Below are 14,553 nucleotides of genomic sequence, written 5' to 3'. Positions count from 1 at the left end.
ATGCCTGTATCCGTGCAATTCCGGCAATGTGGTTTCGCCCTTCAATACTCGCCAATAAAGGTGCTGTCGATTGTTCAGGGTCGACTAACTAGGATTAGTCTTCTGTAAATAAGAATAATCCTAGCAATTGAGTCAGTAAGGAACGGCTGTAAGCTATTCGTTATTAAATACAACAACTTTTGACACTCATAAATCATTATTAAGTGCATATTTAACAGATTGATGATCAGCGTCTGTAGAGAACATAGGGTTTGTAAGGCTGGAATTTAGAAGATGGTTGAATGGGCATCGATGTATAGGATCAGAGGTCGTGGCATCTGCGGACTATTCGCAATATTCTGCCGCGTGAAGATCCTCAGGTCATCGAGTTTTTATTTTTATAAATATATTTTTTAATCGAGATATTGCATTGATGGATGTCACTTCGACTCTGCTCAGGTAAGAAAAAATAAAAACGATGATATGGAACATATAATTTTTGGTGACTGTTTCAAGGGTGCATAGAAAGACGTTTGGCTGATGTTGGTCAATAAGCCCGCGACGATCCTTATCGCTTCCACTCTCCTCTCATTTTTGAGTTACGTTCAAATTAATTTACAACAGGCGATAGCGCTCGCTACCGTGACGGGTCATCCGAATTCAGAACAGGCGGGGCTCTCATTGGCCTTGTCGTTATGCGTAGTTATTATCAGTGTAATCTTGAGTATCATTTCAGTGCAGGCGATGCGACATTCTCTGTCAGGGGTAGGCCTCGTTCGTTCGCTGGGATTATTCGATGAAGGTTTTTTCGGTTATATGGGTCTGTGCTTCTCGATCGCCTTGGTTGTCGTCGTATTTCTTGTTGGCGTGGTGCCGACTGCCGTTATTGGTTGGGGGGTAATTCAGGTTAAACTCGGATACGGCGCTCATATACTTCTGTTTGCGAGCGTCTTCGGTATAGTCGCTATTTCCGCTGTGATTTTTGTTGGTGTCCGGCTAACCCTCCTTTTTTATAATGTCGCGGTCGGAAGAGGGCTACCTTGGCGCGCGGCGTGGCGGGACACACGTGGACATGTCTGGTCCATTGGGGGGGCGCGTTTCATCACCTGCTTACCTATATTGGCTATTGCCGTCGGGGGCTATTTCGCCGGTCACAATGCAATAGTGCACCCGAGTTCGGCAATGCAGAGATCTTTCTGGGCGGTCTTTCGGGCTATCAGCGCTATCGTCGCAGCATCGGTGAGCGCGTCAAGCTCAGCTTGGCAATATCGCCGTTATGCCGATCACATACTTAGATCGATTCGGCGTTAAAATTTTCCTCGACTTGCTTTGGCCGATATAAACGGTGGTAGAAATGTTTTCAAGAATTAGAACCAATTGGTTGGCAGGATTTTTTCTAGTAATTACAAATTTCGCGTTTGCTTCGTCGGATTCAAGGTCCGTGAGTAGTGAATTTCCGCATTTCCGTGATTGTGATGCCTGCTCGGAGATGGTTGTTATTCCGACTGGCGAGTATCTAATGGGGGCGACTGAGGAAGAGTTTAAGGGGGAATACAGTGGCTACAAGACTTTCTATTTGGTTGAGACGCCACGGCATCGCGTTGATGTGAAGTCTTTTGCAATAGCAAAATTCTCCGTAACACGAAAGCAATTCGAAATATTTGCCAACGAGACTAATTTTGACGGTAAGGGTTGCACCGTTTTTGATGGAAAAAATGGATATTCGATAACGAAGCAAGTTGGAGGAATCCAGGGTTTAGGCAATCAAACCAAGACCCTGTAGTTTGCGTTTCTTGGGACGATGTTCAGAAATTTAATGTTTGGCTTAACTCAAAAGTACCAAAGAAAAATAACGCTCGTTATCGTCTGCCAACTGGCGAGGAGTGGGAGTACGCGGCGAGAGCTGGAACACTTGCCTCATCGTATTGGGGTGGAAATCTGAAGGAGCAATGTAAATATGAAAATGCCAGGGATTTGACTTCAAGGGTGATTGATCCGAATGCACCTTTCGCAAATTGCAACGACGGATATATGACAACGGCTCCGGTGGGGTCGTTCAGACCCAATCCTTGGGGGCTATTCGATATGCTCGGAAATGTTTCTCAGTGGATTTCAGATTGTTCATCCTTAGGGTATTCACCTAGTTCGATTGCTCTCGCTCGTGAAGCAATGAATATGTTCGGTTGTTCTTCGCGGGATTTGCGGGGAGGAAGTTGGGCATCGATACCGGTTGCAGTTCGTTCTGCCAGTCGCATAGGAGGAAACCCAAGTAAACGGAATAGTAGTTTTGGGTTTCGTCTAGCCATCGATTTACCAAATTAACGCGCGGGGTGTTAAATATGTCTGGGTTAAATGTATTTCAGTCGGTCGGAAATCTCGGGTCGTTGGTGACCGCGTGGAGTAGTTACGTCGCCGCGCTTCGTAATCAACAGAATGGAAGTGGTAGCCAAGCAGACGTTGCAGTTGCGGCCAACGGCTTGGTGTCGGCTGTGTCGGCCTTATCTAAGGTTGCAGGGTTTTCAACTATTTCGCAACTTACAGGTTTCGTATCTGGGCAGGCGAGTCTTTCTGCAGATATAGCGACGTTTAACCAGTTGGCTGCAAACGGACCCAGTGACGCTCTAAATCAATCTTACGCCGCTATAGTAGCCGACGGTTCTGCCATTGGTGGGGCGGTGGGATCAGGACTCGTCGCACTTGGCGGCGGGGTTGGGCTTGCAGGTCTTGCGGCCGTTGGGGGGGTGATTGCAAGTGCCGCAGCAGACATTACAGCTGGGGCAGTAATCTACCAAGTTGGCAGCGGTGCTTTGAATTGGTTTAACACCTTCAATGCAGGAGTTCAGAAAGCACTGAACGGCGGAAACGTCCAGCAAAGCGACGAGATGCAGCTTTCGAACGACCCCAACGGCAGCGTTGACATCATTATGCCGGGACAGGCTGGAGACAGCTTAGTCGAGACACCTCTTAGCGGAAATTCTTTTCAGTACGCCGAAGTTAATAGTCAAGGAGTTCAGACTGGAAGTGTCGTGCTCGCGATGAACGGCGCGGTGGAGTCGGAATATATCAATGGTCAAGGGATAGTCTCCGATGTGACCGGCTGTCAGATTAATCTGTCGGCAGGTGCAAACGCGGCAATTTGCGGAGGTGGTAACACAGTCACCGAAAACGCCGGTTCCACGGTCACACTCAACTCCACCGACAGCAACACCCTAGAAAACGCCGTTACCGGCCAGACTTTCACTATTTCGGCCGGTACGATCCGCGCATCCGGCAACGCCGGTCCTTTTAGCGGCGGTGCGACTGATAGCTTCACCGCCAACAACGACGGCTCAATGAGTCTCGCTATAAGCACAGCGAGCGGCGTGCTAACAGACACCGATACGTTTAGTTCGACCGGGGAGCTCACGCAGGACCAGCAGTTCAGCGACGGCAATCTGGCCGATGAGATCAACTATACGAGCGGCGTCGAGACAAGCCAGGTTTTCTACAGTGCGCTCACCGGAGCCGAAACCGCCGAGGACATCTTCAACAGTGACGGTTCGCAATCCGACAGCACCTTTAGAGGCGGGATCGAGAATATATCCGTCTATAACGCCGATGATCAACTCATCGAGCAGGCGCTGATTATCCCGAACGCCACAACGACCGAAGACTTCTACGACCCGTCGAGCGGTGTCATGACGGGTGAGGTCATGGTCAATAGCGATGGGTCCGAGCGAGACATTACCATTAACCAAGATGGTTCGTACAGCAGAGCGATTTTCGATGCCTCCGGCCAGCAAACCGAGCACGACCAATGCAATGCGGATGGTTCGGCTACCGAGGATTTTTACGATCCGTCGAGCGGGGTGCAGACTGGCGAGAACCAGATCAACAGCGATGGCTCGCAGACCAACTATCAATTCAACAGCGATGGATCGCAGAGCGCGTCGGTGTACAACGCGTACGGTCAACAGACCGAGCAGGCGCAATTCAACGCGGACGGTTCGGCAACGAAGGATTTTTACAACGCTGCGGGCCAGGAGACCGAAGCCCTCGACGATTTCACGAACGGTACTTCGCAGGAGACCTTTTTCACCGGGTTGCCGAGTGGCGAATCGTCGGAAACGGATGCATTTACCGGTGCGGAGGGAACCGGAACCCAGACTGCGGCTCTATTCGACCTTACCAACGGGACATCGCAGGAGCTCTTCTACACTGGCCTGTCCAACGGGGAAGCGTCGGAAGACGAATTCTTCAGTGGCACGAACGCTACCGGAACGCAGACGGAGGATCTCTACGATTTCACCAATGGCACTTCGCAGGCACAGTATTTCACGGGCCTGGGCAGTGGAGTTTCGGAATTGATCGATGACTATATGTCGGCCAACGGCACCGGTACCGAGACGTCGCAGGTCACTGATTTCACTGCGGGTAACTCACAGGTGACCACTTTCACCGGGTTGCCAAGTGGCGAATCGTCGGAAACGGATGCCTTTACTGGCGAGAATGGAGCCGGCACCCAGACTGCTGCTCTCTTCAACCTCACCAATGGGACATCGCAGGACTTCTTCTACAACTCATCTACGGGTGCAGAAACGGGCGAAACCGATATCAACGCCGACGGCTCGCAGGATCAGTACACGTTTAACGCCAACGGCTCGCAGAACATGACGGCGTTTAACGCAGCCGGGCAAGAGACGGAGCAGGCACAATTCAACGCCGACGGTTCAGCAACTGAGAACTTCTACGATCCGTCCACACGCGCAGAAACGGGCGAAACCGATATCAACGCTGATGGTTCGCAGGATCAGTACACGTTTAACGCCAACGGTTCGCAGAACATGACGGCGTTCAACGCAGCCGGGCAAGAGACCGAGCAGGCGCAGTTCAACGCCAACGGTTCGGCAACTGAGAACTTCTACGATCCGTCCACACGCGCAGAAACGGGCGAAACCGATATCAACGCCGACGGCTCACAGGATCAGTACACGTTTAACGCCAACGGCTCGCAGAACATGACGGCGTTTAACGCAGCCGGGCAAGAGACGGAGCAAGCACAATTCAACACCAACGGTTCAGCGACAGAGTACTTCTACAATCCGTCCACGCGTGCGGAAAGCGGCGAGACCGATATCAACGCCGACGGCTCACAGGACCAATATACGTTTAACGCCAACGGCTCGCAGAGCATGACGGCGTTCAACGCAGCCGGGCAAGAAACCGAGCAGGCGCAGTTCAACGCCAACGGTTCGGCAACTGAGAACTTCTACGATCCGTCCACACGCGCTGAAACGGGCGAAACCGATATCAACGCCGACGGCTCACAGGACCAATACACGTTTAACGCCAACGGCTCGCAGAACATGACGGCGTTTAACGCAGCCGGGCAAGAGACGGAGCAGGCACAATTCAACGCCAACGGCTCAGCGACAGAGTACTTCTACAATCCGTCCACGCGTGCGGAAAGCGGCGAGACCGATATCAACGCCGATGGCTCACAGGACCAATACACGTTTAACGCCAACGGTTCGCAGAGCATGACGGCGTTCAACGCAGCCGGGCAAGAGACCGAGCAGGCGCAATTCAACGCCAACGGTTCGGCAACTGAGAACTTCTACGATCCGTCCACACGGGTACAAACCGGCGAGAACGACATCAACGCCGATGGCTCGCAGACCGACTATTCGTTCCTGAGCAACGGTTCACAAACCGCATCGGTCTACAACGCAGCCGGCCAGCAAACCGAGCAGGCACAGTTCAATACCGACGGGTCGGCCACCGAAATCTTCTACGATCCATCAACTCGGGACGCTACCAGTGCAAATCTCATTAATGCCGATGGTTCGCAAACGGATTACACAATCAATGCGGATGGCTCGCAAACCGCGCTGTCTTATAACGCCGCTGGCCGGTTAACAAGCGAGACGTGGTTCAACCCGGCCGCGCAGGAAACGCAGTCCGACGTCATTTCTGGTAACACGACCTATGTGGACCTCTTCAGCCCAGGTTCGTCGTACGCATACGAGGAGGATGTGTACAACGGCAATAGCCTGAGTCAGGAGAGCATGTACAACCAAGCTACAGGCCAGCTCAATGAAGTTGCACTGTTTGACGGATCAGCCTTCGCTAACGAGGTTGAGATTGCCGACGGTGGCCCATATTTCTCCGAGGTCGTGACCTACAACTCGCAGACCGGTCAGGTATTGAGCGCGATCACCTACAACCCGAACACCGGCATCATGACCGGATTCAGCGGCAGTGGGTCAGGCAGCGGCTCATCCGACAATTCTGATGACGATTACGATGATGATGTCGCATACAGTGGCTTGTTCAGCGGCGGCTACGGCTATTACGGCGGCTACGGCTTCGCTGGCAGCGCGAGCACGGTCCAGGCATCGGTAGGCAGCAACATCGGTTCGATCGCCCAAGCGGATCTGGCGAAGGGCGATCAGGCCGGCGCAACTGCGGCAGAAGCCGGACTCCATCAAGCCTACAACACGGCGATGGCGACTCCCACCGCCGGAACCGGATCGTCAGTACTGGAAGGCTCAAAGTGGGACAGCAATGTCATTACCTGGAGTCTTGCGGGCGCACCGGGTGCGGGCGACTCCCAAGCGAACAGCGCATACGAGACCGATCTCCAGCAGGCATTCGCCACATGGTCGGCCGCCTCGGGCATCACCTTCGAGGAGGTTTCCGGTTCGGCCCAATCGGATATCAGCGTCGGCTTCGGCGATCTCAGCACCGCGAGCACGGGCGTGGTGGGCTACACCTCGTACCAGGCGAAGAACGGACAGATGGCTGGCGCGAACATCGAACTGGAAGATCCGAACCAGGATGCGTTGGTGGCAGGCGCAGGCGGTCAACTGACGTACTCGGGAACCGATGCAACGCTCGAGCAGGTCATGCTGCACGAGATTGGGCATGCATTCGGGTTGGCCGACAACGCCGACCAGAATTCGATCATGTACTACGACCTGGGTTCGAATAACCGGACGCTGGATAGTACGGACATAGCAGGCATCCAGTCGCTGTACAGTCCGGGATCGAACTCGAGTTCATCGGCGTCCAACGCGTCGGGCAGTCAGATCGACCAGTTGATCCAGGCGATGGCGTCCTACGCTCCCATGCCGGCCGGTATCACGAGCCTTGCGGCCATCCAGCAATTGAACGCGCAACCGATGCTCGCTGCGTCCGTGCACTAGGCCTGACCTCGCAACACTGAATGACCCTGATGTCCTCGTGAGCGAAAGCGTGCGGCGACATCAGGATAACTAATTGTATTCATTGACTATTGCTCGTGATGAACGCCACGGGCATTATCGGATCCTCCTGTGGTAAACAAGCTTCATCTCATCTCGGGTCTGCCCCGTTCAGGCTCGACCCTGCTGTGCGCGTTGCTGCGCCAAAATCCACGCTTTACCGCAGCAATGACCAGTCCGGTTGCCTCTCTATGCGGCACCATGCACAAAAAAATGTGCGGCGGCGAGTTTGCCGTGTTTTTCGACGACTCAAAGCGCGCCGCCATGCTGCGTGGTGTTTTCGACAGCTACTACGCAGGCATTCAGCCGAGCGAAGTAGTGTTCGATACCAATCGAATCTGGACGGGAAGGGCGGCGCTGCTGAAAGCGCTATACCCCGAATCCCGCATTATTTGCTGCGTGCGCGACATCGGCTGGATTATCGACAGCGTCGAGCGAATGCTGGCGAAGAACCCCCTTCAACTGTCCCGCATGTTCAATTTTGAGCCGGGTTCTTCTGTTTATGCCCGCGTAGAAACGCTAATGAATTCGGAGAAGGGCCTGATAGGCCTGCCGTGGAGCAACCTGCGAGAGGCGTGGTTCGGTGACGAAGCCAAACGACTGATCCTCGTGCCATACGATCGTCTGGTGCGCGCGCCGGAGCAGACGCTCCGTAGCCTCTACGAGGAGCTGGGCGAACCCTGGTTCAGTCATGACCTTGACCACGTGGCGTACGACGAGCCTGACTACGATGCTCTCTTGGGCATGCCCGGACTGCACAAGGTCAGGGCGAAGGTCGAGCATCAGGCGCGCAAGCCATCTATCCCGCCTGACCTTTTCGCGAAGTTCGCGCATACCCAGTTCTGGGAAAAGCCGGAACTCAATGTGCATCGCGTCCGGATTCTCTAGAACGTGAGAACGGATACGCACAACGCACAAACAGGCTGCTGCTACTGGCTCACGGGACTATCAGGCGCAGGAAAATCGACGATCGCGATTCACGCTGCACAAAACTTGCGAGCGCACGGATACCGAGTGTCCGTGCTGGACGGAGATGAACTGCGCACGGGACTAAATTGTGATCTCGGTTTTTCCAGGGAGGACCGCGCCGAAAACGTGAGGCGCATCGGCGAAGTGGCGCGGTTGATGGTCGACGCGGGTCTCATCGTTCTTGTCAGCGCGATTTCTCCCTACCAGGTGGACCGGGAAGTTGCGCGATGCCGGATTGGCGACCACCGTTGCTTCACAGTCCTCATCGATACACCTCTGCAAACCTGCATCGAACGCGACCCCAAGGGACTGTACGCGCGAGCGAGGGCCGGCGAGATCAAGGGAATGACCGGATGGGACGACCCCTATGAATCGCCTTGTGCACCAGACATCTCGATCGCGACCAAAAGCGTGTCCGCCGAGGCGGCAGCACAGCAAATTGAACAACACTACCGGCAATTGATCCATGGGCATTGAAGAGCAACCGGCGCAGATGGAAGACGCCGGCCTGTCGGCACTGGTGCTCATCGCACGCTTTCACGGCATAGCCACCGATCCGGCGCAACTCAAGCATGCGGCGGCAGTCAGAAGCGACGCGTTTTCCGAAGCGCAACTTGTACTGTCCGCGCGCAGTATCGGACTCAAGGCGCGTGCCGTCGTGTTAATACCAGAACGACTTGGGAAAACACCATTCCCTGCACTGGCACTCGATCGCACGGGCCGACACTTTATCCTGGCCGGTTCGGACGGCAAGACTGCTCTGGTGTTGGAACCCGGCATGCAGGCGCCTGCTGTGAGACCGATCGAAGAGGTCATGGAGCGTTCCAATGGACGGATGCTGCTGTTCACATCGCGTGCATCGCTGGCTGGCGAACTAGCGCGTTTTGACTTCTCGTGGTTCATTCCTGCCGTTGTGAAATATCGGCGGCTGCTTCTCGAAGTCCTCGGCGTTTCACTCGTCCTGCAGCTTTTCGGCCTGGTTTCGCCGCTGATGTTTCAGGTGGTGATGGACAAGGTCCTCGTCAACCGGACGTACAGTACGCTCAACGTGGTGTGTGTGGCGCTGCTGGTCAGTTCAGTATTCGAAGTGCTGCTCACGGGCCTGCGCAACTACGTGTTCGCGCACACCACAAACCGCATCGACGTCGAACTGGGCGCGCGGCTTTTCCGACACCTCGTGGCGCTGCCGCTTGCGTACTTCGGCGCGCGTCGAGTGGGCGATACGGTCGCCCGCGTCCGCGAGCTCGAAAGCATCCGGAACTTCCTGACCGGACAGGCGCTGACCGCGCTCATCGACCTGACGTTCTCGTTCGTATTCCTCGGCGTGATGTGCCTATACAGCGTCTGGCTGACGCTGGTTGTCGCTATCTCGCTGCCTGTGTACGGTGCAATTTCGGCGGGCCTGACGCCGGTATTGCGCAGCCGCCTGAACGAGAAATTCTCGCGCGGGGCCGACAATCAGTCCTTCCTCGTCGAGGCGGTATCGGGCATCGAGACAGTCAAGGCGATGGCCGTGGAGCCGCAGTTCATCAAACGCTGGGAGACACAGTTGGCCGCGTATGTAAGCGCGGGTTTTCGTGTGAGTTCGCTGGGCAATGTGGGGCAGCAGCTCATTCAGCTGGTCGGCAAGCTGGTAACGCTAAGCACCTTGTTTCTCGGTGCGAAGCTGGTTATCGATGGCAAGCTTACCGTAGGAGAACTGATCGCCTTCAACATGATGTCGCAACGGGTGAGTGCGCCGGTGCTCAGGCTGGCGCAGCTCTGGCAGGATTTCCAGCAGGTCGGCATTTCGATGAGCCGCCTAGGCGACATTCTGAATTCGCGCACGGAACTGCCGCAAAGCCGTCAGGCGCTTCCTGCGCTCAAGGGCCATATCAGCTTCGACAATATCCGCTTCCGTTATCGCCCGGACGGTCCGCCGATTCTTGACAACGTCGGGCTGGATATAGCTGCCGGGCAGGTAATCGGTATCGTGGGACGCTCCGGGTCGGGTAAAAGTACGCTGACGAAGCTGTTGCAACGGCTGTACATCCCTGAACAGGGCACGGTTCGTATCGACGGCATCGATCTGGCGCTGGCCGATCCCGCGTGGCTGCGTCGCCAGATCGGCGTGGTGCTGCAGGAGAACCTGCTCTTCAACCGTTCGATCCGGGACAACATCGCGTTGACCGATCCCGGTGCACCGCTGGCCGCGGTGATTGCGGCCGCGAAATTTGCCGGCGCACACGAGTTTATCTGTGAGTTGCCGGAAGCCTACGACACGATGGTCGGAGAGCACGGGTCGAACCTGTCGGGCGGCCAGCGACAGCGCCTGGCGATCGCGCGGGCCCTCCTGACCAACCCGCGCATCCTGGTCTTCGACGAAGCCACCAGTGCGCTGGACTTCGAGACTGAACGGGTGATCCAGAACAACATGAAGGCGATGTGCGCAGGACGTACGGTGATCATCATTGCCCATCGGCTAACGGCTGTACGGCATGCCGATCAGATCGTGGCGATGGACAAAGGCCAGATTGTCGAGCAAGGGAACCACGAAACATTGCTTCGGTTAGGTGGCTATTACGCGCACCTCGTATCCCTCCAGGACGGCTGACCATGAAATTCTTGCGATTGCAGGCCATGGGTGACCTGTTCACCCGCTATGCGGCAGTGTTCCGCAGTGCGTGGACCATCCGCCATCAGTTTGACTCTGCCGCCCGTGCAGAACATGAGCTTGCGTTCCTGCCTGCGCAGCTTGAACTGGTTGAAACACCCGTGCATCCCGCGCCGCGCTGGGCAATGCGCAGTATCGTGATCTTCACGGTGCTGGTTCTGCTGATCGGTATTGTTGGCAGGCTGGATATCGTCGTGTCGGCATCGGGAAAATTTGTACCCGATGCCCGCATCAAGGTGATCCAGCCAGCCATGACGGGAGTGGTCCGGGAGATTCTGGTTCAGGACGGCGAACGGGTGAGCGCAGGCCAGTTGCTCATGAAGCTCGACACTACACAGGCGGCAGCCGACGCCGATAAAGCGCAGTCATCGAAGCTCGATGCCCAACTGGGAGCCGCCCGGGCGAATGCATTGCTCGCCGCGCTACGTGACAATCGGCCGCCGATGGTCGCGCACGTCGAAGGCGCTCCGGAGGACCGGATGCTGGAAGCGCAGCGCCTGGCTGAAGGTGCATTCCTCGAATACCACGACAAGGTCGATAGCGCCCGGGCTGAACTGCTCAAGCGGGAGGCCGAACTCGACAGCACCCGGCAAGAGGTCGCGAAACTCCAGGCAACCGCGCCTCTTGCCCGTCAACAGGCGAACGAATACAAATCCCTAGCGGGCGATAAATACGTGGCACAGACCGACTATCTCGACAAGGAGCAGACGGCACTCGGTCAGGAGCACGAACTACCTGCGCAACAAAGCCATGCGCGCGAGCTCGCGGCGGGCATTGCCGAGCAGCGCGCGGACATTGAGTCCGCCTCGTCGAAGTTCCGTAAAGACCAGCTTGATGAGCTGGAAAAGGACACACAGCAGGCCACTCAAAACCGCGATGACGAGACCAAGGCGCAAACCCGCCAGGCGTTGTTGAGCCTGAGCGCGCCGGTGTCCGGGACCGTCCAGCAACTGGCCGCGCATACGCTCGGTGGCGTGGTGACGACGGCGCAGACCCTGATGGAGATCGTGCCTGACGACACGCTCGAAGTAGAGGCGCAACTGCAGAACAAGGATATTGGCTTCGTAGATGCCGGGCAGCCGGTTGCCGTCAAGGTTGAAGCGTTTCCCTATACGCGTTACGGATTTATCACGGGAACGGTCGTGTCGGTGTCGAACGATGCGGTCCAGGACAAGAAACTTGGCCTGACTTTCCCGGTTCGAATCCGGCTGTCGACCAACCGGATTCGCGTGGAGAAAAAGTGGATCACACTCACCCCCGGCATGGAAGTCACTGCCGATATCAAGACCGGCAAACGCAGCGTCGCAGGGTACTTCCTTGGTCCGTTGATGGAAAGCGCCCAGGAGAGCATGCGTGAGCGCTAAGCAACTGCTGGTGACTATGATGGCGGCGGGATTGTTTGCGGCGACATCGAGTGCATGGGCTTTCGATGTGCTTCGTACCGAAGTGGGGATATCGCCAACGCCCGCCGGTGCGATGGCGCCGGACGCGGGCGGATGCCAATTCGGCTTGCTGTCCAGGCCGCTTCTATTGATGGAAGCGATCGAGCGCGCGCTGTGTGGCAATCCTAAAACGCGGGAAGCGTGGGCCGACGTCAAGATTCAGGCAGCGGGCCTCGGTGTCGCACGCTCGGCCTATCTACCCACGATCTCCGGCAACGGTCAGCTCATGCGCGACAATTCCGTCACTGATGTCACAGGCCATCCGACTCTGAGTTCGGCGACTCTTGCGACCATCAATACAGAAAGCGTGTCGCTGAACTGGACGCTGTATGACTTTGGCGCCCGCGCAGCGGCGGTTCGCAATGCGTCGGCTCTGCTTGCCGCAGCCCGGTCGACCGAGAATGCGACGCTCCAGAGCCTCTTTGTTGCGGTCGCGAAGGATTATTACGCTGCACAGGCGGCCGCTGGCGCGCTTGCCGTCGCGTCGGACATTGAGCAAATGGCGGGTGACAGCGCGAAGGCAGCGTCCGCCCGGGTCGATAGAGGTATCGCGCCCATCTCTGACGCGCTGCAGGCGCAGACGGCCTATACACAGGCCGTCCTGAGCCGGAACAAGGCTCAAGGGGCATGGCAAACGGCGGCAGGGACGCTCGCCTCCGACATGGATCTTTCGCCAGACGTACCCGTCGCTCTACCGGTCGTCACGGATGGCGTGCAGCCCGACGCGGCTTTCACGCAATCGGTGGGTGAACTGATCGAGGACGCCCGCCGCGATCACCCCACGGTCCTGGCTGCGCTGGCCCAAACGGATGCGGCGGCTGCAAAAGTAGACCAGACTCGCGCACAAGGCCTGCCGAACTTCAGTCTTGTGTCGAAATACAGCCGGGACAATCAGCCGGCCAGTCTGGGACTGGGGATTCAGGAGTACCCGGCAAGCGGACACGAGTGGTATGTCGGCGTGCAGGTGACAATTCCGTTCTTCGAGGGCTTCAACCGGACGTATCAGATCCGGCAGACGCAGGCGCAACTCGAACAGCAGCAAGATGCGCTCGATGACGCGCGCCAGCAGGTCGGGCTGGAGGTCTGGAACAGCTACCAGGCCGTGCAGACTTCGACAAACAGCGTAAAGGACAGCGCAACGCTGCTCGATATTGCGCAACGATCGTTTGTTGCGGCCCAGCATCGATATCAGGCTGGCGTGGGCAATATTCTCGAACTGCTGAATGCGCAGACCGCGCTGGCGAACGCACAGCAGCAGCGTGTGCAGGCGCTTGCTGATTGGCGCGCGGCGCGGTTGAGGCTTGCTGGGAGTCTTGGGCGACTCGACACGGACGATATGCGATGACCCGAGAATCAAGTCACATAAACCACGCCGGTGCCAAAGCTTGAGCCGAACCAGTGATTGTAAAAATCACCCATTTTGACGCGTGAAAACGAGGTTGTGACGCAACGTTTATATGCAATACGGCGCAACTCGGCAGTGAGTTTTCTGCTATTACAAAAAGTCGTTGAAATCGAGACTTTCTGTTACTACAATATCTAAATGGAAATCACATTCGACCCGGCAAAAGATGCCATCAACAAGGAAGGGCACGACGGAATTTCGCTCGCCGACGCATGCCGCTTCGATTGGGATAACCTGCGGTACGAAGTCGATACTCGGTTTAACTACGGTGAGGAACGCTATCGCGGCTTTGGTTACATTGGTGGCCGGCTCCATATGGTCGCGTTCACGTTCCGAGATGAAACCATGCGCGTCATTAGCCTGCGCAAAGCAAACGCCAGAGAGGTGAGAGACTATGAGCAAGCGTGAAAAGACCCCTGCAGAAATCGAACATGAGTTTGATTCCGCCGAAGTGCCGAGCGCCAACATCAAGGCGATGCGGCCATTTTCGGAACTGGTGGAAAAGAAGCGCATGGGCCGTCCACCCAAAGACAGCCCGAAGGTGCTTGTAACCAGCCGGTACGACGCCGACATTATCGAGCGGTTCAGGGCCAAGGGCGACGGGTGGCAAACACGCATGAACGATGCGCTGCGCACGTACCTGATGGAGCACGAGCTCTAACGTGACTTATATTCGCCGGTTCTGCTTCAGCACTCTGGCGCGAGAAGATGTCGATGTTTTTCACGCAGCCGCGCTCGGCGCTGGCGGGCGCGACACCGGCAAGCCAGGATTGCGCACCAGTTACGGTGCCAACTATTGCGCTGCATACGTCGTCGACCCTGATGGGCTACCGGATCGAGGTTTATTGCGCACAAGCCATT

10 protein-coding genes are annotated in these 14,553 nt (G+C 56.3%); all 10 read left to right on the top strand.

Annotation, left to right across the window (positions count from 1 at the left end):
• The first annotated feature begins 519 nt into the window (after positions 1-519).
• The 10 genes from HB376_RS07590 (at position 520) to HB376_RS07540 (ending at position 14,353) form a co-directional block, all read left to right on the top strand.
• Positions 520-1,290: a hypothetical protein gene (locus tag HB376_RS07590; RefSeq protein ID WP_213762810.1), complete on the top strand. Its 771-nt coding sequence runs from the start codon at positions 520-522 to the stop codon at positions 1,288-1,290.
• A gap of 130 nt (positions 1,291-1,420) precedes the next feature.
• Positions 1,421-1,762, top strand: a complete 342-nt coding sequence (locus HB376_RS07585) for an SUMF1/EgtB/PvdO family nonheme iron enzyme (protein ID WP_213762809.1) — start codon at positions 1,421-1,423, stop codon at positions 1,760-1,762.
• 604 nt (positions 1,763-2,366) lie between these two features.
• Positions 2,367-7,166, top strand: coding sequence for a matrixin family metalloprotease (locus HB376_RS07575; RefSeq protein ID WP_346730461.1), 4,800 nt, complete (start codon positions 2,367-2,369; stop codon positions 7,164-7,166).
• A 129-nt stretch (positions 7,167-7,295) separates the two neighbouring features.
• The gene (locus HB376_RS07570) at positions 7,296-8,111 is read left to right on the top strand and encodes a sulfotransferase (RefSeq protein WP_213762807.1); all 816 of its coding nucleotides are present in this window, start codon (positions 7,296-7,298) and stop codon (positions 8,109-8,111) included.
• 3 nt (positions 8,112-8,114) lie between these two features.
• Positions 8,115-8,669, top strand: a complete 555-nt coding sequence (gene cysC, locus HB376_RS07565; RefSeq protein ID WP_213762806.1) for an adenylyl-sulfate kinase — start codon at positions 8,115-8,117, stop codon at positions 8,667-8,669.
• Complete coding sequence (locus tag HB376_RS07560; protein ID WP_213762805.1) at positions 8,659-10,785, top strand: type I secretion system permease/ATPase; 2,127 nt, start codon at positions 8,659-8,661, stop codon at positions 10,783-10,785. Before cysC ends, HB376_RS07560 begins: the two co-directional genes overlap by 11 nt.
• A 2-nt stretch (positions 10,786-10,787) precedes the next feature.
• Positions 10,788-12,209 (top strand): HlyD family type I secretion periplasmic adaptor subunit, encoded by a 1,422-nt coding sequence (locus tag HB376_RS07555; protein WP_213762804.1) that lies wholly within the window; start codon positions 10,788-10,790, stop codon positions 12,207-12,209.
• The gene (locus HB376_RS07550; protein ID WP_346730455.1) at positions 12,199-13,632 is read left to right on the top strand and encodes a TolC family protein; all 1,434 of its coding nucleotides are present in this window, start codon (positions 12,199-12,201) and stop codon (positions 13,630-13,632) included. The genes HB376_RS07555 and HB376_RS07550 overlap by 11 nt, the downstream gene beginning before the upstream one ends.
• A 198-nt stretch (positions 13,633-13,830) precedes the next feature.
• Complete coding sequence (locus HB376_RS07545; RefSeq protein ID WP_213762803.1) at positions 13,831-14,100, top strand: BrnT family toxin; 270 nt, start codon at positions 13,831-13,833, stop codon at positions 14,098-14,100.
• Complete coding sequence (locus tag HB376_RS07540; RefSeq protein WP_213762802.1) at positions 14,087-14,353, top strand: BrnA antitoxin family protein; 267 nt, start codon at positions 14,087-14,089, stop codon at positions 14,351-14,353. The genes HB376_RS07545 and HB376_RS07540 overlap by 14 nt, the downstream gene beginning before the upstream one ends.
• Positions 14,354-14,553: the final 200 nt, after the last annotated feature.

Source organism: Caballeronia sp. dw_19 (genome assembly GCF_018449515.1).
GTDB lineage: Bacteria > Pseudomonadota > Gammaproteobacteria > Burkholderiales > Burkholderiaceae > Caballeronia.
The sequence above is the reverse complement of the archived record's forward strand: the minus strand, read 5'-3'. Positions and strand labels throughout refer to the sequence as shown.

Coding starts and splice junctions, on each gene's coding strand:
- HB376_RS07590 (WP_213762810.1), top strand. CDS start 520: ATGTTGGTCAATAAGCCCGCGACGATCCTTATCGCTTCCACTCTCCTC.
- HB376_RS07560 (WP_213762805.1), top strand. CDS start 8,659: ATGGGCATTGAAGAGCAACCGGCGCAGATGGAAGACGCCGGCCTGTCG.
- HB376_RS07555 (WP_213762804.1), top strand. CDS start 10,788: ATGAAATTCTTGCGATTGCAGGCCATGGGTGACCTGTTCACCCGCTAT.
- HB376_RS07545 (WP_213762803.1), top strand. CDS start 13,831: ATGGAAATCACATTCGACCCGGCAAAAGATGCCATCAACAAGGAAGGG.
- HB376_RS07540 (WP_213762802.1), top strand. CDS start 14,087: ATGAGCAAGCGTGAAAAGACCCCTGCAGAAATCGAACATGAGTTTGAT.